This is a genomic window from Streptomyces hawaiiensis (assembly GCF_004803895.1).
In the GTDB taxonomy this organism is placed as follows: domain Bacteria; phylum Actinomycetota; class Actinomycetes; order Streptomycetales; family Streptomycetaceae; genus Streptomyces; species Streptomyces hawaiiensis.
The window spans coordinates 3,066,076-3,092,229 of record NZ_CP021978.1; the positions used below are offsets into that span (position 1 = coordinate 3,066,076).

Consider the following 26,154-nt stretch of genomic DNA (forward strand, 5'->3'; position numbering starts at 1 on the left):
CCCGAACGGACCAGGGGCTTTCGGCATCCGAACATCCGTCCTTTAGTGACGGGTTGTCCGTATTTGTCGACGGACCTGTAACAGCGGTTCAAGGAGGGTCGAAGCGCGGGAAATTGCGGGTCATGACCCACAACACCCCGCTCTCCCCCCGCCCGCTGCACGACCTGTCCGGCGGTGGCCGCCCCCGCGTGATGACGACGTCCCAGCTCCGCTCGCACGGTGTCTCCACGGCCGAGACGAACGAGCAGTGCCGCGCGGGTGGCCCCTGGCAGCAGCTCCTCCCGGGTGTCGTCCTGCTCCACCCGGGCCCCCCGACCAGCGAGGAGCGGCTGCACGCGGTGCTGATGTACGCGGCGCGGGAGCGCGGCACCGGGGTGCCCGCCCAGCCCGGCGCGGTCCGGCCGCACGCACCCGCCTACCCCGAGGTGATGATCACGGGCCTGGCCGCGCTGACGCTGCACGGCTTCTCCTCCACACCCCCGCTGCCGTCCCTGGACGCGATCGACGTCCTGGTCCCGCGGCTGCGGCGGCTGCGCTCCACGGGCTGCGCACGCATCGTCCGCACGCCCGCCATGCCCGACCCCGAGCAGGTCACCGGGGTGCCTGTGGCGCCGGTCGCCCGCGCGCTGGCCGACGCGGTGGCCGGACTCGCGGACGCCGGCATCGTCCGCCGCCTGCTCACGGAGGCGGTCCGCGGCGGCCACTGCGACCCGGCGGCGGTGGTCCGCGAACTGAACCAGGCACGGCTGCTGAGCCGCCCGCACGTCGTGGACGCGGTGGATTCCCTGCTCGCCGAGGGCCGGGCGCGAGCGGAGGACCGCCTGTACCGGATGGTCCGCGAGTACGGCCTGCCCGACCCGGTCTGGAACGTCGACCTGCGCCTGCCCGGCGGCCCCTACCTCGGCGGCCTCGACGCGTACTGGCCCGACCAGGCGGTGGCGGTGGAACTCGACACCCGGGCTCCCCGGCAGGACGACGACGCCCTGTGGTCCGAGTACGCCCGCAAGCGCGAGCACCTGGAGCGGCTCGGCATCACGGTCGTCCACATCACGCCGAGGAAGCTCCGCGACTCCCCGGAGCAGCAGGCGACGGTGATCCGCACGGCCCTGATGGCCTCGGCCGACCGCGAACCGGCCGCGTATGTCGTGGTGCTGCCCCGGTAGTGACGGACCGGACGCAGGGCCAGGAGGGGAGAGGAGAGGTCGCCGGGACGCACCGGCGGCCTCTCCTCGTGTGCGGGCGGGTGTCACTGACTGCCACGCGTTGCGGCCGATCTTGATCCGTCACGACGACAGCTCCGAACAACGGACAGAGGGAATGCACCGCCTCGTCCGGCTACGGCAGGCAGGTGAATCTGTCAGACGGACGGCTTTGGAGCGGATGCGCTCTGCGGGGAAAAGGGCCAGTGTCGAGCTGAGCCGAGGAGGCGCGATGGACCGAGGAACCGGAGCTCGGAGGGAGGGTGACACGCAAGGGCGGCGAGGAGAGTCCCCGGACGACCCCAGGCTGGACCAACTGCTCGTCCGCGCCGCCGACGGCGACGAACAGGCGTTCGCCGGACTGTACGACGCCCTGGCGCACACGGTGATGGGACTGGCCTGCCGCGTGGTGAGGGACGAGGCCCAAGCGGAGGAGGTGACCCAGGACGTGATGGTGGAGGTGTGGCGGACCGCCGACCGGTTCCGTCCGGCGCGCGGAGCCGCCCGGAACTGGGTGCTCACCCTCGCGCACCGCCGCGCGGTGGACCGGGTACGGTCCGTGGCCGCGGGCCGCGCCCGCGAACTGCGCGCCGCGGTCCGGGAGCAGGAACGGGCCTTCGACATCGTCGCCGAAGAGGTCGAGGTGCGGGAGGAGCAGCGCGTGGTCTTCCGCTGCCTGGCCCAGCTGGCCCGCGAGCTGAGGCTGCCCCTGGTGCTCGCCTACTACGAGGGGCTGACGTACGCGGAGGTCGCCGAGGCGCTTTCGACGCCGGCGGGAACCATCAAGTCGCGGATGCGTCAGGGGCTGCAGCGCCTGCACGACTGTATGGAGGCCGGCTCGTGAACCTCACCGACGACCCTCACCTCGATGCCGGCGCGTATGTGCTGCACGCGCTGCCGGCCGATGAGGCGGCCGCCTTCGACAGGCACCTGGCCGGTTGCGCCCCCTGCCGCCTGGAGGTCGAACGGCTGTCCGGCGCAGCCGTTCGACTGGGGGCGGTCGCAGCGAGGGCACCCTCCGCGGACCTGCGCCGCCGGGTGCTCGACCAGATCGTCACCGTACGTCAGGACCGGTCCGTCGCCATCGCGTCTCGGAGCCGGCCCCGGCAACGGAGTCTCCGGCTGGCGCTGGCCGCGTCCGTGGCGGCAGCCGCGGCTCTCGGAGGTGTCGCCTGGTGGCAGAGCTCCGAGGCCGACACCGCGCGTGAGCAGTCCGCCCAGGCCCGTGCAGGGTACCGGGAACTCGCCGACGTCCTGGCCGCCTCCGACGCCACGATCAGCACCGAGGAGCTCGCGCGCGGCGGGACCGCGAGCGTGGTCGCCTCCCGAGCGCGGGGGCGGGCCGCGTTCGTCGCCGCGGGGCTGCCGCCGCTCACCGGCGACCGGGTCTACCAGCTCTGGTACGCCGAATCGGGGCAGTACCGGCCGGCCGGACTGCTGTCCGCCACGGGCGGACGTCAGGCCCATGTCCTGGACGGGCGCCTCGACGGGGCCACAGCCGTCTGTCTCACGGTGGAACCGGCCGGCGGTTCGCGCCGGCCCACCACCGACCCCGTCGGCGTCGTCTCCGTCCCGGCCTGACGACACCGGCACGCACAGCGCATCGCCGTCCACCGAGCCGTCGTACGGCCTGCCGTATCACGGCTCGGCCACCGCGACGGCAGCCGCACACCCCGTCTCCACCGCCACGTCGGCGACCGCCCAGCCCGGCATCCGGCAGGGGCCGCGCGCGGAGACACCGACGTGGTCGAGGCGGAGGTCACGTCCGAGACCGATGCCCAGCCCTTTCAGATACGCCTCCTTGCGCGTCCACACGCGGGCGAAGGCGGCGGGACGCCGGTCCGGCGGACGCGCGGCGAGCCCGGCGGCCTCCCGGGGATGCAGCGTCGCCGTGAGGGCGGAGACGACGTCATCGGCGGGCAGCCGCTCGATGTCCGCGCCGACCGCCGTGTCCGCGAAGGCGAGAAGACAGAAACCGGCGGTACGGGAGAGGGAGAAGCACAGGGGAACGCCGGGCACGTCGGGACGGCCGTGCGGGGCCCGGCACACGGGGCAGGGCCGCCGAACCAGCCTCACGTCCGACGGCTCGACGCCGAGGTAGGCACCCAGGAGCATGCGCAGGCACACATGGGCGACCCGGTAGCCGTCCCGGTCCGCCACCCGGTGCAGGGCCGCGGCCCGGGCCCTTTCGCCGCTGTCCAGCAGCGCGCCGGCGAGCGGGGCCACGGCGTCGCGCAGGTCCTCCACACGTACCAGCCACAGTCGGGGCCGGCCGGGGCGAGGCGGCTGCGGGAGCCGGACCCAGGCGGGTGTGAGCCGCTCAGGACGCAGGACCGGTCTCGCGGGGAGGAGGCACACGGCAGCGCCACCGCCTTTGGTCAGTCGGAGGACGCTCGCACAGCGCGTGGGTCCGCGATGGAGTCACCGCCGTACAGGGCCTCCACCCAGTTGCTCTGGTAGATCGTGTCGAGATAGCGCTCACCGAGGTCCGGGGCGATCGCGACGGGCGTGAGGCCCGGCGTCCCGTGCCGGGCGAGCCAGTTCGTCGCCCCGCTGACGACCGTGCCGGTCGACCCCCCGAACAGGAAGCCCCGCCTCGCCAGGATCCGGCAGGTACGGATGGCATCGGCCTCCTCGACACGGACCGCCTCGTCGACGTAGCTCTCGTCGAGCAGGGGAGGCCGGACGCTCATGCCCAGGCCGGGGATCATCCGCCGTCCGGGCGGGTCGCCGAAGATGGCGGAGCCGACGCTGTCCACCGCGACGATCCGCACCGGCCGGTGCCAGGAGCGGAACCAGCGGGCGCAGCCCATCAGGGTGCCGGTCGTGCCGACCCCGATGAACAGGACGTCCAGGAACGGGAACCATCGGGCGATGGCCGGTGCCGTCCTGAAGTAGTGCGCCCTCCAGTTGTCGGGGTTGGTGTACTGACTCAGCCACACATAGCGGTCGTCCGCGGCGCACAGACCTCGCAGGTACGCGAGCCGCGCGCCCAGCAGACCGCCCGTGGCGTGCTCGTCGGAGACGACGTGGACCTGGCTGCCCAGCGCCTCCATCATCAGCCGGGTGGCCAGGTTGCACCGGGAGTCCGTCACGCAGACGAAGCGGTAGCCCTTGCTCGCCGCGATCATGCTCAGCGCCACGCCCAGATTGCCGGAGGAGGACTCCACCAGGACCGAGTCCCGCCTGAGGGTCCCGCTCCGCTCGGCGGACTCCACCATCTCGGTCGCGGCCTTCAGCTTGATCGAACCGGCGAAGTTGAAGCCCTCGCACTTGAGGAAGAGCCGGTGTCCCGTCATCGGCTCGAGGTCGACGTACAGGTCCTCCTCGTTGAAGGCGTGGGGGACGGATATGACTGGCACGATGTTCTCCTCGTCCAGGGCCGGACGGCGGACGGATGCCGTCCTCAGCCGTGCCGGCTCAGCTCGTGAAAGAAGTGGTCGATGACCTGCAGCTCGCCGGAGCGGGCCACTTCGTCGTAGACGTAGGAGCCGACCGCGAGGTCCAGCACGCCCAGGCCGAACGGTGAGAAGACCGCCGGGCGGTCGGCCGGGACCGTCACGCGGCCGGCCATCACGTCGTCGAGCGTGCCGAGCAGGAAGTCGCGGTTGCCGGTGAGGCGTTCGGTGAGGTGCGGTGAGGTGGCGGCCCTGAGGCAGTGGTCGATGTCGTCGACGACGTTGGTGGCGCTGAGCAGCACCTGCGGCGCGAGGTCGCGCAGCGACACATGCAGCACCAGCGGGTTGTGCCGGAACCACGACGGCTCGGTGATGTGCGGCCGGTCGGCGACGGTGGCGAAGACGATCAGGTCACTGAGACGGATCAGCTCCTCGGCGCTGCGGTGCACGGTGACGCGTCCGACGGCCCCGGACTGCTCCAGGTAGGTGCGGAAGCCTGAAGCACTGTCGGGGGACAGGTCATGCACACCGATGGCGTCGAAGGACCAGCCGGTGCCCTCCAGGTACGTGTGGATGTAACGGGCGATCAGACCCGCCCCGACGAACCCCAGGCGGACGGGGCGCGGTCGTCCCCTGCTGAGCCGGTCGGCGGCCGACGCGGCGGACGCCGCGGTCCTGGCGGCGCTGATGATCGAACTCTCCACGCAGGCGAAGGGGTAGCCCGTGCCGGGGTCGTTGAGGATGAGCACGGCTGACGCCCGGGGGATGCCCGAGACGACGTTGGCGGGGAAGCTGGAGATCCATTTCAGTCCGTCCACCCGGCCCTCGCCGCCGAGCGAGGCGGGCAGGGCGATGATCCGTGACGTCGGCCGGTCGGGGAAACGCAGGAAGGAGGACGGCGGGTTGACCGTACGGCCGGCGCCGTGCAGGCGGTACGTCGCCTCGACGACCTCCACCACGGTCTTCTCCCGGCCCTGGAGCACCTCCTTGACCTGGCTTCCGGGGATGACGGCGAAGGACGGCACGAAGGGGGTGTCCGTCCGGGCGGTCTGCGGGACGGTGTGCAGGGTGGTCATGCCGCCTCCCTCCCCACCTGCGGTCCGGGAAGGCCGGGACGCACGGGGTCGGCCATCGCCACCACGATGTTGCGCGGCCCCCGGTACGCCTCCCGGCTGTGCGCGGTGCGGATGTTGTCCACCAGCATCAGGTCCCCGCGCTGCCAGGACCGGCGTACGGTATGGGCTTCGTAGGTCTTGTTGATCTGCTCGACGACGTCCGGGGGCACCGGATCGCCGTCGCCGTAACGGGTGTTGAAGGGCAGCCCGTCCGGTCCGTACTCCTCGACCAGGAACTCCCTGACCTCGGGTGCCATCGTCCACTCGTTCAGGAACGCGATCTGGTTGAACCAGCAGCGCCGGCCGGAGACCGGGTGCCGCACGACGGCGGGCCGGTGCTGCCGCGTCCGCAGCGAACCGTCCGGCTGCCAGGACCAGTCGATCGCGTGGGCACGGCAGTAGGCCTCGACCTCGCCGCGATCGTCGGTGCCGAAGGACTGACCGAGTGTCGCGCCGATCCCCTCGTTGTAGGCCCTGTCGAGCAGCCAGCCCTCCTGGGCGAAACGGTCGACGAGTTCGGCGGGCAGCGCGTGCAGCACGGCGATCGCGTCGGCCACCGCGGTGGCACCGCCTTCGACGGGCGGCTCCAGGCACGCGAACAGCATCAGGCCGGGGCACTCGACGGCGTAGCTCAGTTCGTGATGCATGCACATGGGCTGGGTGGGCGGCCATGCCGACGACGAGTAGACGCCGTCCGCGTGGCGGTCGCGGGCGGCGAACGCCTCGCGTTCCGGCGCGGGGCGCTCGGCCACCTGGCGGAGGACCGACTCGACGCCGGCCGGGGTGCGCAGGCCGAGGCCCCGGACGGTGAGCGCCCCGTGCTCGGCGACGAGTTCGCGCAGCGCGTCCCGCCGGCCGGCCGTCCAGGCCGCCGCGTCCCTGGCGCCCGGGGTGTCCGGGGTGTCTTCGGCGTCGAGTACCGGTAGGCCGTCCGGAACCGGTGTCGTGGTGGCCCTGTTCCTGCGGAAGAGTGCCGACAGCATGTCGATCTCCTTTCGAATCTCCTCGTGTCCGTCACGGTTCTCCGGCGGTCCGGGTGTCGATCAGGTGGGCCAGGTCGGCCAGTACGGGGCTGCCGACGAGGTCGCGCGGGGAGATCACCCGGTCCAGTGCGACCGCGAGCCGTACCGCCGACAGGGAGGTGCCGCCCAGATCGAAGAAGTTGTCCTCCCGGCGGATCCGTCCGGGCGGTATGCCGAGTTCCGACGCCCACTCGGCCGCGAGCCGGCGTTCGGCCGGTGTCCGCGGGGCTCCGTGGGAGTCCCGGGCCGGGCCGAGGTCCTCGGCGATCGCCGTGAGCGCCTTGCGGTCGGTCTTGCCGTTGGCGGTGAGCGGCAGGCGGTCCAACCGGTGGAAGGACGCCGGGACCATGTACGCGGGAAGCAGCTCCGCGAGACGCTCCCGCAGGTCCTCGGCGGTCACGGCGCAGTCGCTCGTGCAGAAGGCGGCCAGCTGGCGGCCGTGGTCCTCCGCGCCGGTCACGACGACCGCGCAGTCCGTGACGCCGGGCATCCGCAGCAGCGTGTTCTCGACCTCGCCGATCTCGACCCGGAACCCCCGGATCTTCACCTGCGCGTCCGTGCGGCCGAGGAACTCCAGTTTTCCGTCGGGCCGCCAGCGGCCGAAGTCGCCTCCGCGGTAGAGCCGCTGGCCCGGGCGGTGGGGATCGGCCAGATAGGCGAGGCGGGTGCGTTCGGCGTCGTTGATGTAGCCGCGGCCGACGCAGACCCCGGAGAAGACGATGGCGCCGGGGGCGCCGAGCGGAACCGGATTCAGGTTCTCGTCGACGACGTACTGGTGCACGTTGGCGATGGGCCGGCCGAGCGGGATCCGATCGGTGCCCGGCGCCCGGTCCATCACCTCGTGGTGGGTGTCGTCGGACGTCTCGGTCAGCCCGTAGGCGTTGACCAGCCGCACGGCGGGACCGGTGGCGAACCACCGCTGGACGAGCTCCCCGCGCAGCGCCTCGCCGGTGACGGACAGGCACCGCAGGTCCGGCAGGTCCCGGGGGCAGCGTTCCAGCGTTGACAGGATGACGTCGAGATAGGACGGCACCAGCTGCGCGACGTTGACGCGGCCCCCGGTGATCCTGTCCAGGAACCGGTCCGCGTCGAGGACGGCGTCCTGCTCGACCAGCAGCGTCCGCCCTCCTGTCAGCAGCCCCGCCAGCAACTGCCACAGCGAGATGTCGAAGGACTGCGAGGCCGTCTGCGCCACCACGGTGCCCTCGCCGATGCCCAGATCGTCGATCTTGGCGTACAGGTGGTTGAGCAGACCGGCGTGCTCGCACATCGCACCCTTCGGCTCTCCGGTGGAGCCGGAGGTGAAGAAGACGTACGCGAGCCGGTCCGCCGGTATGTCCAGGCCGAGGTCCGATCCGTCGGTGGCCGGTTCGGTGATGTCCGGGACGAGCAGCCGCCGGATCCCGGGGAGCGATGCCAGCGCCCGGTCCAGCTGCGTGGTGCTGTCCGGTTCGGTGAGGACGTACGCGCAGTCGGCGCGGGTGAGCATCGCGCTGATGCGGCCGGGGGGGTGATGGGGGTCGACGGGCAGGTACACGCCGCCGGCCTTGAGGACGCCGAGCACGGCGGCCGCCCAGTGGAGGTCGCGTTCGGTCACCACGGCGACCGTGTCCTCGGGGCCGAGCCCCTCGGCCAGCAGGGCGCGGGCCAGCCGGTTGGCCCGCGTGTTGAGGTCCGCGTACGTCCGACTGCGGCCCTGGTGGACCACGGCGACGGCGTCCGGATCCTTGCGCACCCGCTCCTCGAACAGTTCGTGGAACCGGCGGTCCGGCAGCGCCCGGCGCGGGCCCGCGAGCCCGTCGAGCTGGAAGCGGAGTTCGTCCGCGGAGAGCAGGCTGCGCCGGTCGTGGGGGGCGTCGGGGTCGGCTGCGATCACTTCCAGTGCGGCGAGGTGGTACCCCCCGATCCGGGCGGCCGAGTCCGCGTCCAGCAGGTCCGTCCGGTGCCGCAGGCGCAGCACGAGCCGACCGCCCTCCTCGCCCGCCGAGACGCCGAGCAGCACACTGCCGTCCACCGGGACGGTGGCCTCGTACCCGGCCGGGGCGAACACCGCTTCCAGGCCGGCCGGGGGCGGTGCGCCGGTCCCGGGCGACCATGCCACCGCCTCGGCCCGGTGGGCTTCCAGCACCAGCCGGCGCCAGGTGCCGGGTTCGACCGTCAGCTCGAAGGGCACCGGCCCGGTCCGGCCCCGGGCCAGGTAGCCACTGCGCACCTCGGGGTCACCGGAGAGCAGGGCGAGCACCTTCGCGTGGGCGGCGAGGAGGATCGCGGTGAGCGGCACACCGCATTCACGGGCCCGCACACGCAGGGCCGCCGTCACCGCGTCGGGGATGCACCTGACGTGCTCCCCGGTGCCGGGCATCGGTTCCTTCGCCCATCGGGGCACGGCCGTGAAGCCGCCCTCGGCCCGGCTGTCGGAAACGGGGACGCGGGCGTCGGTCGCTGTGGGTGCCATCAGTGCGCACCTCCGCTTTCGTCGAGGTCCGGGCGGGCCGGATTCCCCAGCCATCTGGCGTGCCCGGGGACCGTCTCGCCCTTCATGAGGAAGGAGTCCGCCGCCAGCACGGCGCCGTCGCCGACCGTCACTCCGTAGTGCACGAACGCTCCGACGCCGAGGGTGCAGCCGTCCCCGAGCGCGACGCGGTCCGACTTGAACGTGCCGTCCTCCTGGGAGTGGCACTGCAGGACGCTGCCCGAGTTGAGGGTGCAGCCGTCCCCGATGGCGACCATGCGGCGCTCGGTCAGAGCACAGCCGTCGTCGAAGACCCGCGTCCCGATCCGGACGCCCAGCATGCGCCACACGGCGCTCTTGAACGGCGTGCCGTCGAGGATGTGCAGATACGTCTCGGACGGGACCTTCCAGTACCGCTCACGACGCCAGAAACGACGGTCGTAGATCGAGCAGAACAGCGGCTCCGGGGGGTGCGCCGCCGTGACGGCCCGCTCGAGGAGGATGTAGTAGAGGAAGGTGAACGGCAGCACGACGGCGTTGGCGAGAGCGAGGGCCGCTGTGCCCCACGCCGGGTACCGGCTCGCGGCGAGCGCGAAGAGCAGGGCGACGCAGAAGAAGTAGAGCCATCCCGTGAGCAGGTGGCATGCCATGGTGACGGCGTTGTGCCGGTTCTTGGCGGCGAGAGCACGGCGCAGACCGCTGCCGTCCTTGAGCTCGTCGAAGGTGCTGTCGCGCGCCACCGAACGCGGGATCTCGAAGCAGGGAGAGCCGAGAAGGCCCACGTCGTGCAGGAGCGGTCCGCCGACGGGGACCGCCACCTTGGTGGCGAGGAGGCAGTTGTCGCCGGTCCGGCCGCCGGCGGGGTAGGCGATCCGGTTCCCGAGGAAGTTGTGCGCCCCGATCGCGGTCGGCGACAGCCGGAAGGACGTGCTGGAGTACTCGGCGTTCATCAGGGACAGTCCGTCCGCGACCATGGTCCCGGTGCCGATCCTGCTCAGGGAGGGGCTCTCGTGCTTGACCGCAGTGCCGAAGTTCGAGCCGGTCTGCTCCACGGGTGAGAGGCGATAGCCGATCCAGCGCAGGTAGTGCACGATGCAGCTGCTGTCGCCGAACAGACGCGTCAAGGATTTCCTGTTCGTCATCAGGACGATCGTCCGGTGCACGGAGTAGTGGAAGCCGAAGAGCGGGTAGGTCCGGCCGGGCCGGACGAACCCGCCCAGCAGCCGTGGGACGGTGGCCAGCACCACGAGAGCGGCGATCACGCCGCCGAAGAAGACCACGGCGGTGACCACCAGCAGGTCGACGTAGAGCACCGTCGCCCCGCCCTTCAGTACCGCGGAGCCCTCCAGCATCCGGGAGAGCAGCACGTCCAGGCAGCCCACCGCCAGCGGCACGTGGACCAGCAGCACCGTGAGCATCAGCAGGACGCCGTGGACCGCTCGCCGCGTGGTGCCGCACCGGGCGGGCTCCACCACCGGGACGTCGTCGTCCGCGGGCTGGGCCGGAGAACCGTGCCAGTGCTCGCCGTCGGGGACCGCCTGGCCGGTGTGCAGGGAGGACGCGTGCCCGAGCCGGGATCCGTCACCGAGCCGGGTCCCGATGTCCAGCACCGTCACCTCACTGACGACCGCGCCCCGGCCCAGGGTGACCGGCCCTGTCTCGATCACACCGTCGGCCGCGTGGTAGCAGCTGATCAGTGCGTCCTTGCGGACGAGCGTGCCGTCGCCGACGGTCAGCAGGTCGGTGCAGACGGGGGCGCTGCGCGACAGGATCGTCACTCCTCTGCCGATCCGCGCACCCAGTGCCCTCAGGAAGAGCGGGTAGAGCGGCGAGCCGACGAACAGGACCAGCGGGCTCGACCGGATCAGCGTCTTGACCAGCCAGAACCGGAAGTAGGTGAGGCTCCAGACGCGGAACCGCCGTGGTGTGAACCGGCCGATCAGCAGCCACTTGGCGAGCACGGGCAGGGCGCACAGCACCACGAACAGCACGGCGCCGAAGACAACGCTCCGCAGGTAGGCGTCGAACAGGTGCGTTTGCGCGGAGATCCATTCGTAACCCTGGGCGCTGACGGTGGCGAGGAGAAAGGCGTAGCCCAGGAAGGCCAGAAGCTGGAGTGCCCCGCAGAGCACACGGTGGGGGCGGCCCGTCGGCGGTGCCGGTGCCGGTGCCCGTGCCCCGGGCAGCGCCGGTGGGCTGGGCGTCTGGGATGCGGATGGCGGCGGGGTGCTGTCGAGCAGTGCGGCCGCCAGCCCGCGGGCGGTCGGATGCCGGTAGACGTCGCGCATCGACACCGGCGGCAGGTCCGGCCGTTTCCTGACCCGCGCGCAGAAGTGCGCCATCACCAGGGAATCGGCGCCGAGATCATCGAAGAAGTCGCTGTCGAGAGGTACCTCGTCGAGGTGGGCTGCCTCCGCCAGCAGTCCGGCGAGCCGCTCCGCGGCAGCGGACACCACGGGATCCGGCGGCGCTTCGCGGGGCCGGGCTTCCTCCACGAGGCCCCCGGCCGCCTCCTGGAGCTGCTGTCCCGCCATGGGGACCCCCTCGGCTGCCGACAATCGCGTGCTCTGCCTGACATGGGTTCGTAGCCGGGCAGCCGAGGGATGGAGTATTCCGCCGTTCTTCTCGAAGCGTGAGCAAGCATCTCGCCAGGTGGAACCCGGCGATACCGCTCCTACTCGCCGCAGAACTCCGCCTCGATGATGGCGTCGGTGCTGCCCGACCAGTCCCCGTTGAAGTTGACGGCCAGGGAGTGCCGGCCGTCCTCCGACGTCACGGCGTCCGAGTTCGAGCCGCTGATGCCGCCGTCGTGGCCCCAGACGTGGATGCCGCAGCTGAGCTTGCGGTCGACGAGCCCGAGACCGTAGCGGCTGGATTCCCGGCTGGAGTCGACCGTGGTCTTCATCGCCTTCAGCTGTTCGGGCGGGAGCAGCCTGCCGCCGAGCAGGGCCGAGTAGAAGCGGGTCAGGTCGGCCGAGCTGGAGACCATCTGGCCGGAGCCGTAGGCCAGGCTCGGGTTCAGTTCCGTGACGTCGTACGTCGGACCGGTGTCCGTCCTGGCCAGCTTGGAGTAGGCGCGACTACTGGGCCGGGGCAGGGTGGCCCGGGTGGTGGGGACCGACGTGGAGGCCAGGTGCAGAGGGTCGATGATCCGGCGGTCGATCTCGTCGCCGTAGCGGTTGCCCGTGGCCTTCTCGATCACCAGCGCGGCCAGGACGTAGTTGGTGTTGGAGTACGTGAACGACTCGCCCGGCTCGAAGTACGGCTCGTTCCTCATGGCGACGGCGAGCAGGTCCTCGGGGTCCGCCTGGTCGAAACGGTGCTTCATGAAGCCGTCCGCGGTCATGTACTTCTGCTGGAAACCGGGGTCGTCCAAGTAGTCGAAGATGCCGCTGGTGTGGTTCAGCAGTTGGCGCAGGGTGATCTGCCGGCCGTCGTGCCCATGGCCCCGGACCAGCCCCGGCAGCCACTCCTCGACCGTGTCGTCGAGTGCGAGCTCCCCTTCCGCCTCCAGTTGCAGGGCCACGGTCGCGACGAACGTCTTGGTGATGCTGGCGACACGGTAGTGGTCCCGCGTCGAACGCGGCTTGCCCGTCTCGAGGTCGCCGACGCCGGCCGTGGCCGCCCAGGTGCCGTGCCCCCGCCGCACCGTCACGGTCACGCCCGGGACGCCGTCGGCTACCGCGGCCCGTACCGCCTGCCGGGTCGCGTCATGGCCGCCCGGAGCCTTGCCGGGGGCCGCTGCCAGCGCCGGGGCCGCCAGGGCCGCCGTCAGGGCCACGGCCGTCGCCGCCGTCAGGGCCGCACGTGTGTGTCTCTTCATGTCCCCGTTCCCCCTGTCACTTCACGTTGTGTCAGGGGGAGGGACCTCGGCCGCCCGGCCCCGGGTTGATCAGGTACCGGACGGTTGAGCGGGATTCAGTCCTTCTTGAGCACCAGCTCGGTGTTGCGGTCCTCCGGGTCGCCGCCGAGGGTCGTGCTCGCGCCGGGGGCGTTGAGGGACAGCTCGCGGTAGAGGGCCGCCAGGCCGGTCTGGGAGAGGTCGGAGAAGTCCGTGCTGTGCGGGGCCGAGGACTCCACGAGGGTGGTGAACAGGGAGATGGTGCCGTCCTTGTTGTCGGTCAGTTCGATGACCCGGGCCAGCTGCGGGAAGTCGACGTGGGAGGCCGTGGAGATCTCCCAGAAGGAGCGCCCGCCGGACGCGGAGTGCGGCGTGATGACGTTCTTGTGGATGTGGCCGTTCACCCAGGCGAGCACCCCGGGGTGACTGCCGAGCAAGGCGAGGACCTCCTGGCCGTTGTGGCGCCGCTCGTCGGGGCGGGCCGGGTCGCGGCGGAGGTTCGTCATCGTCTTGCTGGTGTGGTGGCTGAAGATCACCGCGTAGGAGTCCTTGTTGTCCCGCAGCGTCTTGTCGAGCCACTTCATCTGGGCCGTGCCGATGGACCCCTCGTAGTGGCCGCCGGAGTCGGTGGTGTCCAGGCTGATGCCGATGACGTCGTCGGAGATGCGGAAGGCGTAGTACTGCGTGCCCGCGTCCAGGTTGGCGGAGGAGTAGCCGTGGCCGGCCGGGCCGACGCCGCGGTAGGCCGGGTCGAGGTGTGCCTCGAGGTACTCGGCCGACGTGAAGGGCGCGCGCTTCTCGTCGGGAGTGACCGAACGCATGCCGCGGGCGTGGGACTTGAGGAAGTCGTGGTAGCGGACGCCTTCGGGGTCCCGGGCCTTCTTGATCTGCGCCTGGAGCTGCTGCGCCTCGGCCGCGGTCACGTCCATCAGTTTCTTGCCGCCGACGGCGAGTTCGGTGAGGTACGAGTCGCCGTGCGAGGCGTAGCAGCCCATCGGCAGGGAGTCGTGGTTGCCGACGGTGGAGTACCAGGGCAGGTTGAGGCCGGGGCTGCGCACCTCCCGGATGGCTGCCTTCAGGAAGCCGTCGAGGTGGGGGAAGCCGGCCTGCTTGTCGCTGTCGCGAACCGCGGCGTCCGGCTGCCAGTACTGCTTGAGACCGCTGTTCTGGACGCCCTCGTACCGGCGCGGGTCACCGGTGTTGGGCGTGATGCGCCCGCCGCTCATGATCTTCAGGAACCACTCCAGCTCGGACTTGGCGTTGTTGTCCGTGTTGTCGCCGGTGGTCATGGCGAAGTGCAGCGGGGCACCGGTGACGGGGGCGCCGCGCAGCGCGTTGATCCGCTCCACGAGCGCGATCGCGCCCTGCACGGTCAGCGCCTCGTGCGGCCGCCAGGCGTGGATGTCGGCCGAGCGCAGGTACTCCAGGCGCAGCGGGTGCTGGGCGTCGATGATGTGCAGATCCGTGAGCTGCACGAAGGCGGCGAGCGCGGTACGGCGGCCGGCCCGGCCCGACCGGGGCGCGGCCAGCTCGGAGCGCACGACCCGCTGCCAGCCGGGCCCGTCGCCCAGGCGCCGGTAGCCGGAGCCGACGCGCGGGGCGGCGACGGACGCCACGGTGGTGCCCTTGGTGTAGGGGGCCAGGGGTGCGGCGGGCGCCTGGCGCGAGGAGGCGGCGACGGCCGCGGTGGTCTCCTCGGTGCCCGTGGCGGCCTGGCTGTCGCTGGGCCGCAGGGCGTAGCCGACGCCCCCGGAGAGGGCGACCGCGCCGGTGGCGGCGAGGACGGAACGACGGTGGATGCCCTGGCCGGAGCCGGCGACTGAGCGTGTGCGCGACATGCGCTTCTCTCCCCGAGTGCGAACGCGTCGGCAGTGGTCGCGGGGCGTTCACGACGTGAACACCCCGCTCGTACTGGATCGTTGGCAACGGGAATGACCTGTGCGTAAACGAGGCGGCAACGGGCAACGCCGATCACCGTACGTGGATCTTGGACTACCCTGCGCGTCGTCGCCTGCTCCGGATACGGCCCGGAGCAGGTCACGCGGCGTTCATCTTCCGGGGTACTGCACCTGGGGCCCGTCTACTCCAGGGCGTCGGCCAGCCGTCCGGTGACCGGGCGCTCCCGCCACATCCGCAGCGCGATGTCGACCATCGGCACCCGCACGAGACCGGGCACCGCGTCCAGGTCCTGCCAGGCGGCGAGGTCGGTGGAGCCGTTCACCTCGTTGCGCAGTTCACCGCCGATGATCCGGCCCTCGTAGACGAACCGGACGCCGTGGTTTTCGACGGCGCGTCCGAGGCCGTCGCGGAAGACGCGGGTGGAGGAGTTCACGCCGAGCAGTCCGGTCACCTCGATGCGGTACCCGGTCTCCTCCGCCACCTCCCGCCGGACGGTGTCGTAGGGGTCCTCGCCGTGCTCCATGCCGCCGCCCGGCACGACCCACTCGGGTGTGCCGTCCTGGGCGGGCGAGCGGGCGAGCAGGATCTGTCCGTCCCGGACGCATATGGCGTAGGCCGCCACCCTCAACTTCTGTCGCACTCCGGGACGTTAACCGATTTCTTCGCCACCTTCAGGACTGATGCTTACAAATCGCATCGCGGGTTTTCCCCATACATCCATCTCGTTTCGGTCAACGCTCCCCAAAGGACTTCACCTTGCGTAAGGCTGTGCGATCGTCCGGGCTTGCCGTTCGGACCGTGTGCGACCAGGGCCGATCGGGCCCCGGTCGCTTCCCGCTCGTTCCTTTACCTACAAGGGATGCCGATGACCCCTCCCACCCCGCGCGATCAGATATCGGGCCCGAGACGTGTGGCGCGCATCGCCGTGGCCGCCGGCCTCGTCGCCGCGCTCTCCGCGGCCGGGCCGATCCCCCTGGCCTTCTCCGCCGACGGGCCCGGCACGGACGCCCCGGCCGACCCGGGCGTCAAGTCCGCGCACGCCAAGCTCGGTTCGGACGACGCGGACCTGCTCGCGGAGGCCAAGGCCGACGGCGACAAGACCGTCACGATGATGATCGCCACCGCGCCCGGGAAGACCGAGCAGGTCGCCGGGCAGCTGGACGCGGTCAAGGGCGGCTCGGTGGGCCGGGCCGACGACAAGCTCGGTTACGTCCGCGCCACCGTCCCGACGGGCAAGGCGGACTCGGCGATCGCCGCCGCCGCCAAGCTGTCCTCCGTGCACGGCATCGACCTGCGCGAGGAGATCCCGCTGGACGACCCGACGCCGAGCGCGGACACCGCCAAGGGCGCCAAGGCCGCGAAGGGGACGTACCCGGCTCCGGGGAAGAAGACCCCGGCCGAGAACCCGTACAACCCGTCCTTCGAGACGGGCGCGGTCGACTTCGTCGAGGACCACCCGAAGGCGGACGGCCGCGGCGTCACCATCGGCATCCTCGACTCCGGCGTGGACCTCGGCCACCCGGCGCTGCAGAAGACGACGACCGGTGAGCGGAAGATCGTCGACTGGGTGACGGCGACCGACCCGATCATCGACAACGACAACACCTGGCGCCCGATGGTCTCGGCCGTGTCCGGCCCGGCCTTCACCTACCAGGGCCAGTCGTACAAGGCGCCGGCGGGCTCCTACGCCGTCAGCCTCTTCAAGGAGTCGTACACCACGGGCGGCGACGCGGCGGGCGACGCCAACCGCGACGGCGACACCACCGACGCCTGGGGCGTGCTGTACGACGCGAAGACCGGCACGGTCCGGGTCGACCTGAACAACAACAACGACTTCGCCGACGACGCCCCGATGAAGCCGTACAAGGACGGCCACCAGATCGGGTGGTTCGGCACCGACGACCCGAAGACCGACATCGCCGAGCGGCAGCCGTTCGTCGTGGAGATCCGCAAGGACGTCCCGATGGACCCGCTGGGCGGTTCCTGGGTCGGCAAGAAGTCCGACTTCGTCAACATCGGCGTCATCGAGTCCGAGCACGGCACGCACGTCGCCGGCATCACCGCCGCCAACGGCCTGTTCGGCGGCAAGATGGACGGTGCGGCTCCCGGCGCCAAGCTGGTCTCCTCCCGCGCCTGCACCTGGTCCGGCGGCTGCACCAACGTGGCGCTGACCGAGGGCATGATCGACCTCGTCACCAAGCGCGGTGTCGACATCGTCAACATGTCCATCGGCGGCCTGCCGGCGCTGAACGACGGCAACAACGCGCGCGCCGAGCTGTACACGCGGCTCATCGACACCTACGGCGTCCAGCTGGTGATCTCCGCGGGCAACTCCGGCCCCGGCGCCAACACCATCGGCGACCCCTCCCTGGCCGACAAGGTCATCTCGGTCGGCGCGTCCGTCTCCAAGCAGACCTGGGCCGCCAACTACGGCTCGGTCGTGGAGAAGAAGTACGCGATGATGCCGTTCTCCTCGCGCGGCCCGCGTGAGGACGGCGGCTTCACGCCGACCCTGGTCGCCCCGGGCGCGGCGATCAACACCATCCAGACCTGGATGCCGGGCGCGCCGGTCGCCGAGGCGGGCTACTCCCTGCCGGCCGGCTACGGCATGCTCCAGGGCACCTCGATGGCCTCCCCGCAGGCCGCGGGCGCCTCGGCGCTGCTGATCTCGGCCGCCAAGCAGAAGAAGATCGACCTCACGCCGGCCACCCTGCGCACGGCCCTCACCTCCACCGCCGACCACATCAAGGGTGTGCAGGCGTACGAGGAGGGCGCGGGCCTCATGAACATCGAGGACGCCTGGGACGCCATCCGTGACGACGCCACCGCCCACTCCTACACGGTCAAGGCGCCGGTCGACACCGCGATCGACCAGTTCCTGAAGACCCCGGGCTACGGCACGGGCCTCTACGACCGTGAGGGCGGCCTGAAGGCCGGCCAGAAGAAGACCTACGAGGTCACGATCACCCGTACGTCCGGCGCCGACAAGGCGATCCGGCACGAGCTGCACTTCGAGAACAACGCGGGCGGCACGTTCCGCATCGTGGGCTCCGACGAGGTGAAGCTGCCGCTGAACCAGCCGGTGACCGTCAAGGTCCAGGCCGCGCCGAAGTCCGCGGGCATCAAGAGCGCGATCCTGGAGGTCGACGACCCGAAGACCGAGGGCATCGACCGGCAGGTCCTCAGCACGGCCGTGGTCTCCACGCCGCTGAAGTTCACGACCTCCGCGAAGGGCTCGGTGCAGCGCAACAGCACCCAGCACTACTTCGTCACCGTCCCCGAGGGCGCGAAGACCCTCGAGGTCGCGATGAGCGGGCTGAAGGACAAGAGCCAGACCCGGTTCATCTCCATCCACCCGTACGGCGTCCCGTCCGACCCGACGTCGACGATCAACTGCTACCCGAACTACTCCAACCCGGCCAACACCTGCCGCCCCGACCTGCGTTCGTACGCGGACCCGCAGCCGGGCGTGTGGGAGATCGAGGTCGAGTCGCGCCGTACGTCGCCGCTGCTCGACAACCCGTACAAGCTGGACGTCGCCGTCCTCGGCGCGGCCTTCGAGCCGGAGACCGTGACCGTCCCCGAGGCGAAGGTCGGCACCCCGGCCGCCGCCTCCTGGAAGGTGACGAACGGCTTCGCCGCGCTCGACGGCAAGCTGGTGGGCGGGCCGCTGGGCTCGGCCAAGACGGCCCGTCCCTCGATCAAGCAGGGCGAGACGCAGACGACGACGGTCGAGGTGCCCGCGGGCGCGAAGTCGCTGGACGTCGCGATCGGCGGGGTCTCGGACAACGCCGCCGACCTGGACCTCGCCGTGTACGACGCGTCGGGCACGCAGGTCGGCAGCTCCGCCGACGGCGACTCGGAGGAGTCGGTGTCCGTGCCGTCCCCGGCCGCCGGCACGTACACGATCGAGGTCGTCGGCTACTCGGTGCCGGCCGGCACCACGGAGTACGACTACCAGGACGTGTTCTTCTCCGCCTCGCTCGGCAGCGTGACGGTCGACGGTTCGGCGCCGGTGCAGCTCGGCACGGGCGACTCGGCGACGGTCTCGGGCAGCGTCACCGCCGCGGCGGCCGCTCCCGAGGGGCGTGAGTTCTTCGGCCAGGTCCAGCTGGTCAACGCGCGCGGCACGGTCGCGGGCCTGGGCAGCGTGAAGATCGAGAAGGTTCTGCCTTAGCGGTATCGCGGCAACCGGGGCGGGCGTCCGTTGGGGCGCCCGCCCTTGCCGTTCCTACGGGCACGGGAAGGTTCGCGAGGCGGGCAGTGCCTCGGTGATCCACGCCCGGTCGCGGGCGATCTCCTTCTCCCCCGTGGTCCACATGTCCGGGTGGGCCTGCTCGCCGGAGACACCGACGAGCATGTGTTCACCGGCTCGGAGCGAGGGCTCGGCGCCGGTCTCCAGGGGGAAGGTGATCCGCGCCCGGCCCTTGTCGGGCTTGTAGTAGCGCGTCACGTCCAGGGTGATCCGGTCCTGGCCGGTACCGGGAACGGTCTCGACCTCGGTGACGATGCCCTCGACGACGATCCGGGCGCAGGCCAGATACCCGGCGTGACCGAGCTTGGCCTCCTCACCGGTCTGCGGCCGGGCGACGGAACTGTCGGCGGCCGACCCGCCCTGATCGCCCCCGGCGCTCATGCCGCCGCTCTGGGTGACGAGCCAGCCCATGCCGATCACGAGACCGGCACCGACGGCCGCGACGAGGCCCTTCGCGGCCACGACGAGGGGTTTGCGCCGGGTGCGCCGCCGCGAGGCCAGCGAGGCGACGGCCGAGCCCACGCCCGGCTCGCCCCCGGCCGCCACGGCCACCCCGCCCGGCCCGGACGCGGCAGACACCCCCGACACCGGCGACACGCCACCCGCGCCCCCGCCCACCGCGAGCCCCGCAGGCCCCGATGACACCCGCGCCGCATCACCCGCGTCCCCGCCTCCGGCCGCCTCAGGTGCCCCGCCCGACCCGGACCCGGCAGACACCCCCGACACCGGCGACACGCCACCCGCGCCCCCGCCCACCGCGAGCCCGGCAGGCCCCGATGACACCCGCGCCGCATCACCCGCGTCCCCGCCTCCGGCCGCCTCAGGTGCCCCGCCCGACCCGGACCCGGCAGACACCCCCGACACCGGCGACACGCCACCCGCGCCCCCGCCCCGGCGCTCCGCCAACAACCCGCCCGGTTCCGGCCGCGGGGACACCGGCGATTCGCCACCCTCGTTCCCGCCCCCCTCGCCCCCGCCCCCGGCCACCGCAGACACCCCGCCCGGCCCGGACGCGGCAGACACGCGCGATTCGCCACCCTCGTTCCCGCCGGTGCGCGCAGTGGTCATCCCATTCGGCTCCGGTCGTGCGGACGACGCCCTCACCTGTGAACCGGTGGCCGCCCCGGGGACGGTGGGGGCAGCGGTGCGCGGGCCGTCGGCCGCTACCGCGGTCGGCCCCGCCGGGCCGCCGGCCCCCGCCAGCGTGTCCCCCAGCAGTCCGAGCTGTCGCCGGAGCAGTGCCACATCCGCCGCAGCCGAGTCATGGGCTGCCATGAAGGCCGCGTCCCGGCGGGCCTCCTCCGGGACGGGGTCCCCGACCAGCACGGCCATCAGCGCGTCCATGCCGTCGTACTCATCACCGCCGCCACGCTCTCCATGGCGCCGGTCGTCGTCGTTCCGGGCGGTCACGTCACACCACCTCGTCCTCGTGCAGGCGGGCGCGCAGGGCCCGTACCGCCGTGTGCAGCCGGCTCTTGACCGTGCCCTCCGGGACGCCGAGCTGCTCGGCGATGGACCGGACCGGCAGGTCGGCGTAGAAGCGCAGGACGACGACCTGACGCTGGGCGTCGGGCAGCTCGTCCAGGCCCTGGGCGACGGCGACGGACAGCACGCTGCTGTCCTCGCCGGAGGGATGCGCCGGCTGGCGCAGGGCCGCCAGCCGCTCCCCGAGCCGCTCCTGGCGGCGTTTGGCCCGGTGCCAGTCCATGGCCAGGTTGGAGGCGACGACCGCCGCCCACGCCGAGACGTCCCGCGGCGCCTCCCGGCCGCTCGCGGCCCGCTCCAGCAGCCTCAGGCGGACCTGCTGCACCCCGTCCGGCAGGTCCGCCTGCGGCACCCCGCCGAGCACGAGCACCGCCCGCACCCGGCGCTCCTGCGCCGAGTCCAGCGGATCGGCCGCGACCGGCGGATCGGCCTCGCTCGACGTACCCGACGTATCGGCCCCGCTCGGCGGATCAGCCGCGTCCCGCGGATCGTCGCCGGTCGCGGCACGCGCCTCCCGGCCGCGCCGTGCCCTTCCGCGCAGCAGCACAAGCCACCCCCCTCGCCGTGTTTCTCCTAGGACGCCGGTACGGCCCGGAACGTTCGGCCGTTTTCCTGACCGGTGCCGGCCGGGGCGACAGAGGCGTACATCACACTTCCGTGTGGCCGGGACCGGCATGGGCAGGCGAGCTTGCGGCGCACGACCCCTGCCGGACGAATTCCTCCAGCTCAGCGGGGTCGACACCGCAGGTCCGCAACCATGGAGTGGGACAGACCGTCCCGCTCTCCGGGCAGACCGGGGAAAGAAGTGGACAGGCGGGCCGTGGTCGGCCGCATGATGGAAAAGCCTCGGCCAAGCAACGAGCACGTGAAGACACGCAGGAGAGGGAGTCACCGTGAGGGTCGGAATCGTCGGAGCCACCGGACAGGTGGGCACGGTCATGCGCAGGATCCTCAAGGAGCGGAACTTCCCGGTCACCGAGCTGCGCCTGTTCGCCTCGGCCCGTTCCGCGGGGACGGAGCTGGACGGCGTGACGGTGGAGGACGCGGCGACCGCCGACTACACCGGCCTGGACATCGTGCTGTTCTCCGCGGGCGGTGCCACGTCCAAGGCACTGGCCGAAAAGGTCGCCTCCCAGGGCGCCGTGGTGATCGACAACTCCTCCGCGTGGCGCAAGCACCCGGAGGTCCCCCTGGTCGTCTCCGAGGTCAACCCGCACGCGATCAAGAACCGTCCCAAGGGCATCATCGCCAACCCGAACTGCACGACCATGGCCGCGATGCCGGTCCTGCGTCCGCTGCACGACGAGGCGGGCCTGGAGGCCCTGGTCGTCGCCACGTACCAGGCGGTCTCCGGCTCCGGCCTCGCGGGCGTCGCCGAGCTGCACGGCCAGACGCAGAAGGTCGTCGCCGACGCCGAGAAGCTCACGCACGACGGTGAAGCGGTCGACTTCCCCGAGCCGGGCGTCTACAAGCGCCCCATCGCCTTCAACGTGCTGCCGCTGGCGGGTTCGATCGTCGACGACGGTCTGAACGAGACCGACGAGGAGCAGAAGCTCCGCAACGAGTCCCGCAAGATCCTGGAGATCCCCGAGCTGAAGGTCTCCGGCACCTGTGTGCGCGTCCCGGTCTTCTCCGGACACTCCCTCCAGGTCAACGCCCGCTTCGCGCGTCCGATCTCCCCGGAGCGCGCGACGGAGCTGCTGAAGGACGCCCCGGGCGTCGAGCTCTCCGACATCCCGACCCCCCTCCAGGCCGCGGGCAAGGACCCCTCCTACGTCGGCCGCATCCGCCGCGACGAGACGGTGGACAACGGCCTGGCCCTCTTCCTCTCCAACGACAACCTCCGCAAGGGCGCGGCCCTGAACGCGATCCAGATCGCGGAGCTGGTGGCGGCGGAGCTCGAGGGCTAGTCCCCGCCCGTCTCTCAGCCCCTGCGCACCTCGTAGAGGAAGCAGCCGTACTCGACGGCCCGGACGTGGACCAGTGCCACGGCCGGGTCGTCGAACGCTTCCAGGAAGGCCTGCTGGAAGCCGCCGGGTTCCTGGACCAGCCGGCCACCCAGGATGTGGCCCTCGGCCGAGTAGCGGCGGAGCGTGCGGTGGGCGCCGGTGAAGGGGAGGGCATCGCCGGCCGGGCCCGCGCACTCCTCGGCGTGAATGAAGACCGGGCCCTGTTCGTCGTAGGCGCCCGGGGCGGCGCCTGTCTTTGACGCCCAGCGGCGCAGGGGCGCGTAGGAGACCAGCGCGATGCGTTCGCCCGGCTCGCTGCGGCGCAGGCAGCAGCGCAACGGGCTGCCGCCCTCGATGTCGGTGAAGCCGTCGGTCCGGCGGCCCGCGTCGTCCGTCGTGCGCAGTTCCTTCAGCGCGCGCGGGGAGATGGGGCGTGCGGTGTACGCGGTGGTCGTCATGGGCACCAGACTCACTCGCGCGATCCTCGCTCACCGGCGGAATCCGGACGTCGCGCTCGCCCCCGAAGAACCCTGCCCGAGGGGTATCCCTAGGACTCGCCCGGGTCGTCGCCTGACGCCGAGCCGCCGTGGAAAGATGGCGCAACCCACCCATAACGAGGAGATGACCGCGTGCCTGGCACAAACCTGACCCGCGAAGAGGCGCAGCAGCGGGCGCAGCTGCTCGCCGTTGAGTCGTACGGGATCGAACTCGATCTCTCCGGCGCGCAGGAGGGCGGCACCTACCGGTCGGTGACCACGGTGCGCTTCGATGTGACGGCCGAGAACGGCGCGGAGTCGTTCATCGACCTGGTGGCGCCGGCCGTGCACGAGGTCACCCTGAACGGGGACTCCCTCGACCCGGCCGAGGTCTTCGCGGACTCCCGGATCGCCCTGCCCGGCCTGCTCCACGGGCGCAACATCCTCCGGGTCGTCGCCGACTGCGCGTACACCAACACCGGTGAGGGCCTGCACCGGTTCGTCGACCCGGTCGACGAACAGGCCTACCTCTACACCCAGTTCGAGGTGCCGGACGCCCGCCGGGTCTTCGCGAGCTTCGAGCAGCCGGACCTGAAGGCGACCTTCCAGTTCACCGTGAGGGCGCCCGAGGGCTGGACGGTCATCTCCAACTCCCCCACGCCCGAACCGCAGGACAGTGTCTGGACGTTCGAGCCGACGCCACGCATCTCGACGTACATCACGGCGCTGATCGTCGGCCCGTACCACTCGGTGCACAGCGTGTACGAGAAGGACGGCCGGTCCGTCCCGCTCGGCATCTACTGCCGGCCCTCCCTCGCCGAGTACCTCGACTCGGACGCCATCTTCGAGGTGACCCGGCAGGGCTTCGAGTGGTTCCAGGAGAAGTTCGACTACGCGTACCCGTTCCAGAAGTACGACCAGCTGTTCGTGCCGGAGTTCAACGCGGGCGCGATGGAGAACGCGGGCGCGGTGACCATCCGCGACCAGTACGTGTTCCGGTCGAAGGTGACGGACGCGGCGTACGAGGTGCGCGCGGAGACCATCCTGCACGAGCTGGCCCACATGTGGTTCGGCGACCTCGTGACCATGGAGTGGTGGAACGACCTGTGGCTGAACGAGTCGTTCGCCACGTACACCTCGATCGCCTGCCAGGCGGCCCACCCCGAGTCGCGCTGGCCGCACTCCTGGACCACGTTCGCCAACTCCATGAAGACCTGGGCGTACCGGCAGGACCAGCTGCCGTCGACGCACCCGATCATGGCCGAGATCAACGACCTGGACGACGTGCTCGTCAACTTCGACGGCATCACGTACGCGAAGGGGGCTTCCGCCCTGAAGCAGCTCGTCGCGTACGTCGGCGAGGACGAGTTCTTCAGCGGCGTGCAGGCGTACTTCAAGGCGCACGCGTACGGCAACACGCGCCTGTCCGATCTGCTGGGCGCCCTGGAGACGACGTCCGGCCGTGATCTGAAGGCCTGGTCGAAGGCGTGGCTGGAGACGGCGGGCATCAACGTCCTCCGTCCCGAGATCGAGACGGCCGCCGACGGTGTCGTCACCTCCTTCGCGATCCGGCAGGAGGCCCCCGCCCTGCCCGTCGGCGCCAAGGGCGAGCCGACGCTGCGCCCGCACCGGATCGCCGTCGGTCTGTACGAACTCGACGACGACAGCGGCAAGCTGGTCCGGGACGAGCGCATCGAGCTGGACGTCGACGGTGAGCTGACGGCCGTGCCGCAACTGGTGGGCAGGCGCCGCCCGGCCGTGATCCTGCTCAACGACGACGACCTGTCGTACGCGAAGGTCCGCCTGGACGAGCAGTCCCTGGCCTTCGTCACAGAGCACCTCGGCGACTTCGAGTCCTCCCTGCCGCGCGCCCTGTGCTGGGCGTCGGCCTGGGACATGACCCGCGACGCCCAGCTCGCGGCCCGCGACTACCTGTCCCTGGTGCTGTCCGGCATCGGCAAGGAGTCGGACATCGGCGTGGTGCAGTCGCTCCAGCGGCAGGTGAAGCTGGCGATCGACCTGTACGCCGACCCGGCCGCCCGCGAGGCGCTGCTGGCCCGCTGGACCGACGCGACGCTGGCGCACCTGCGGGCGGCCGCGGCGGGCAGCGACCACCAGCTGGCGTGGGCGCGCGCGTTCGCCGCTACGGCCCGCACGCCGGAGCAGCTGGATGTGCTGGACGCGCTGCTGGACGGCTCGCAGACCATCGAGGGCCTGGTCGTCGACACGGAGCTGCGGTGGGCGTTCGTGCAGCGACTCGCGGCGGTCGGCCGGTTCGACGAGGCGGAGATCGCGGGCGAGTACGACCGTGACCGCACGGCCGCCGGTGAGCGGCACGCGGCCACGGCCCGGGCGGCACGTCCGACGCCGGAGGCCAAGGCGGAGGCGTGGGCGTCGGTCGTCGACTCCGACAAGCTGCCGAACGCCGTGCAGGAGGCGGTCATCGGCGGCTTCGTCCAGACCGACCAGCGCGAGGTGCTCGCCCCGTACGCGGACCGGTACTTCGAGGTGGTCAAGGACATCTGGGAGTCCCGCTCCCACGAGATGGCCCAGCAGATCGCCGTCGGCCTCTACCCGACCGTCCAGGTCTCCCAGGAGACCCTGGACAAGACGGACGCCTGGCTGGCCTCCGCCGAGCCGAACGCGGCCCTGCGCCGGCTGGTCTCGGAGTCCCGCGCGGGCGTCGAACGCGCCCTGCGGGCCCAGCGGGCGGACGCGGCGGCCGGCCGCTAACCGTCCAAGGAAGCAGTGGGGTGCCCGGCGTATGCCGGGCACCCCTTCGCTTGCCCCCGGCCCGGCCGGGGCGGTAGCGGCGGAACCGGCCGGGGGTGGCGGGGGTTCGACCGTCCGGGGCAGCGCACGTCCAACCGGGCGCGGGCAGCGTGGGTCCGACCGGCTGAGGGCAGCGCGCGCCCCAACCGGCCCAGGGCAACGCGCGCCCAACCGGCCGAGGGACGCCGCAGGCCCGGCCAGCCGAGGACGGCACAGGCCCGACCAGCCGAGGGACGCCGCAGGCCCGGCCAGCCGAGGACGGCACAGGCCCGACCGGCCGAGGGCAGCGCG

General features: G+C 71.7%; 18 protein-coding genes. 6 read left to right on the top strand and 12 right to left on the bottom strand.

Annotated elements, in window-relative coordinates; translation table 11 throughout:
* The first annotated feature begins 122 nt into the window (after window positions 1–122).
* From CEB94_RS14115 to CEB94_RS14125, 3 genes are all read left to right on the top strand, one after another.
* Window positions 123–1,163 carry a hypothetical protein gene (locus tag CEB94_RS14115; RefSeq protein ID WP_175432558.1) on the top strand — a complete coding sequence of 347 codons (1,041 nt, stop codon included), beginning with the start codon at window positions 123–125 and terminating at the stop codon, window positions 1,161–1,163.
* Window positions 1,164–1,431: 268 nt separating this feature from the next.
* On the top strand, window positions 1,432–2,043 hold the full coding sequence (gene sigK, locus CEB94_RS14120; protein WP_175432559.1) for an ECF RNA polymerase sigma factor SigK: 612 nt from the start codon (window positions 1,432–1,434) through the stop codon (window positions 2,041–2,043).
* A complete protein-coding gene (locus tag CEB94_RS14125; RefSeq protein WP_175432560.1) occupies window positions 2,040–2,780 on the top strand; it encodes an anti-sigma factor in 741 nt (246 codons plus the stop codon). The genes sigK and CEB94_RS14125 overlap by 4 nt, the downstream gene beginning before the upstream one ends.
* 57 nt (window positions 2,781–2,837) lie before the next feature.
* Here the strand turns inward: CEB94_RS14125 and CEB94_RS14130 are convergent, their stop codons facing one another.
* From CEB94_RS14130 to CEB94_RS14170, 9 genes are all read right to left on the bottom strand, one after another.
* On the bottom strand, window positions 2,838–3,446 hold the full coding sequence (locus CEB94_RS14130; protein WP_246111792.1) for a 4'-phosphopantetheinyl transferase family protein: 609 nt from the start codon (window positions 3,444–3,446) through the stop codon (window positions 2,838–2,840).
* 131 nt (window positions 3,447–3,577) lie between these two features.
* On the bottom strand, window positions 3,578–4,561 hold the full coding sequence (sbnA, locus tag CEB94_RS14135) for a 2,3-diaminopropionate biosynthesis protein SbnA (RefSeq protein WP_175432561.1): 984 nt from the start codon (window positions 4,559–4,561) through the stop codon (window positions 3,578–3,580).
* A gap of 44 nt (window positions 4,562–4,605) precedes the next feature.
* The gene (gene sbnB / locus CEB94_RS14140; protein ID WP_175432562.1) at window positions 4,606–5,673 is read right to left on the bottom strand and encodes a 2,3-diaminopropionate biosynthesis protein SbnB; all 1,068 of its coding nucleotides are present in this window, start codon (window positions 5,671–5,673) and stop codon (window positions 4,606–4,608) included.
* Window positions 5,670–6,695, bottom strand: coding sequence for a TauD/TfdA family dioxygenase (locus tag CEB94_RS14145; protein WP_175432563.1), 1,026 nt, complete (start codon window positions 6,693–6,695; stop codon window positions 5,670–5,672). Before CEB94_RS14145 ends, sbnB begins: the two co-directional genes overlap by 4 nt.
* A gap of 31 nt (window positions 6,696–6,726) precedes the next feature.
* Window positions 6,727–9,189, bottom strand: a complete 2,463-nt coding sequence (locus tag CEB94_RS14150) for a non-ribosomal peptide synthetase (RefSeq protein WP_175432564.1) — start codon at window positions 9,187–9,189, stop codon at window positions 6,727–6,729.
* The gene (locus CEB94_RS14155) at window positions 9,189–11,720 is read right to left on the bottom strand and encodes a Pls/PosA family non-ribosomal peptide synthetase (protein WP_175432565.1); all 2,532 of its coding nucleotides are present in this window, start codon (window positions 11,718–11,720) and stop codon (window positions 9,189–9,191) included. The genes CEB94_RS14150 and CEB94_RS14155 overlap by 1 nt, the downstream gene beginning before the upstream one ends.
* A gap of 140 nt (window positions 11,721–11,860) precedes the next feature.
* Entirely contained in the window at window positions 11,861–13,009 is a 1,149-nt protein-coding gene (locus tag CEB94_RS14160; protein ID WP_175432566.1) for a serine hydrolase domain-containing protein, read from the bottom strand.
* Between the two features lie 95 nt (window positions 13,010–13,104).
* Window positions 13,105–14,865: a TIGR03767 family metallophosphoesterase gene (locus tag CEB94_RS14165; RefSeq protein WP_175432567.1), complete on the bottom strand. Its 1,761-nt coding sequence runs from the start codon at window positions 14,863–14,865 to the stop codon at window positions 13,105–13,107.
* Window positions 14,866–15,107: 242 nt separating this feature from the next.
* On the bottom strand, window positions 15,108–15,566 hold the full coding sequence (locus tag CEB94_RS14170) for an NUDIX hydrolase (RefSeq protein ID WP_246111793.1): 459 nt from the start codon (window positions 15,564–15,566) through the stop codon (window positions 15,108–15,110).
* 225 nt (window positions 15,567–15,791) lie between these two features.
* Here CEB94_RS14170 and CEB94_RS14175 point away from each other — a divergent pair, with 225 nt between their 5' ends.
* Complete coding sequence (locus tag CEB94_RS14175) at window positions 15,792–19,103, top strand: S8 family serine peptidase (RefSeq protein ID WP_175432568.1); 3,312 nt, start codon at window positions 15,792–15,794, stop codon at window positions 19,101–19,103.
* A 54-nt stretch (window positions 19,104–19,157) separates the two neighbouring features.
* On the opposite strand, the gene CEB94_RS14180 is transcribed toward CEB94_RS14175, so the two are convergent.
* Window positions 19,158–19,760: a hypothetical protein gene (locus CEB94_RS14180; protein ID WP_175432569.1), complete on the bottom strand. Its 603-nt coding sequence runs from the start codon at window positions 19,758–19,760 to the stop codon at window positions 19,158–19,160.
* Window positions 19,761–20,592: 832 nt separating this feature from the next.
* Window positions 20,593–21,210 (bottom strand): RNA polymerase sigma factor, encoded by a 618-nt coding sequence (locus CEB94_RS14185; RefSeq protein ID WP_381104599.1) that lies wholly within the window; start codon window positions 21,208–21,210, stop codon window positions 20,593–20,595.
* 349 nt (window positions 21,211–21,559) lie between these two features.
* Between CEB94_RS14185 and CEB94_RS14190 the strand changes: the two genes are divergently transcribed.
* Window positions 21,560–22,576 carry an aspartate-semialdehyde dehydrogenase gene (locus CEB94_RS14190; protein ID WP_175432570.1) on the top strand — a complete coding sequence of 339 codons (1,017 nt, stop codon included), beginning with the start codon at window positions 21,560–21,562 and terminating at the stop codon, window positions 22,574–22,576.
* A 14-nt stretch (window positions 22,577–22,590) separates the two neighbouring features.
* Here CEB94_RS14190 and CEB94_RS14195 read toward each other — a convergent pair whose 3' ends face one another.
* Window positions 22,591–23,073, bottom strand: coding sequence for a DUF1203 domain-containing protein (locus CEB94_RS14195; protein WP_175432571.1), 483 nt, complete (start codon window positions 23,071–23,073; stop codon window positions 22,591–22,593).
* A gap of 171 nt (window positions 23,074–23,244) precedes the next feature.
* Here CEB94_RS14195 and pepN point away from each other — a divergent pair, with 171 nt between their 5' ends.
* Window positions 23,245–25,824: an aminopeptidase N gene (gene pepN / locus CEB94_RS14200; protein ID WP_175432572.1), complete on the top strand. Its 2,580-nt coding sequence runs from the start codon at window positions 23,245–23,247 to the stop codon at window positions 25,822–25,824.
* Window positions 25,825–26,154: the final 330 nt, after the last annotated feature.

Excerpts from the sequence above, each read along its gene's own strand:
- CEB94_RS14155 (WP_175432565.1), bottom strand. The coding sequence starts at position 11,720 with ATGGCGGGACAGCAGCTCCAGGAGGCGGCCGGGGGCCTCGTGGAGGAA.
- sbnB (WP_175432562.1), bottom strand. The coding sequence starts at position 5,673 with ATGACCACCCTGCACACCGTCCCGCAGACCGCCCGGACGGACACCCCC.
- CEB94_RS14165 (WP_175432567.1), bottom strand. The coding sequence starts at position 14,865 with ATGTCGCGCACACGCTCAGTCGCCGGCTCCGGCCAGGGCATCCACCGT.
- CEB94_RS14150 (WP_175432564.1), bottom strand. The coding sequence starts at position 9,189 with ATGGCACCCACAGCGACCGACGCCCGCGTCCCCGTTTCCGACAGCCGG.
- CEB94_RS14145 (WP_175432563.1), bottom strand. The coding sequence starts at position 6,695 with ATGCTGTCGGCACTCTTCCGCAGGAACAGGGCCACCACGACACCGGTT.
- CEB94_RS14160 (WP_175432566.1), bottom strand. The coding sequence starts at position 13,009 with ATGAAGAGACACACACGTGCGGCCCTGACGGCGGCGACGGCCGTGGCC.
- CEB94_RS14115 (WP_175432558.1), top strand. The coding sequence starts at position 123 with ATGACCCACAACACCCCGCTCTCCCCCCGCCCGCTGCACGACCTGTCC.
- CEB94_RS14195 (WP_175432571.1), bottom strand. The coding sequence starts at position 23,073 with ATGACGACCACCGCGTACACCGCACGCCCCATCTCCCCGCGCGCGCTG.
- sigK (WP_175432559.1), top strand. The coding sequence starts at position 1,432 with ATGGACCGAGGAACCGGAGCTCGGAGGGAGGGTGACACGCAAGGGCGG.
- CEB94_RS14175 (WP_175432568.1), top strand. The coding sequence starts at position 15,792 with ATGACCCCTCCCACCCCGCGCGATCAGATATCGGGCCCGAGACGTGTG.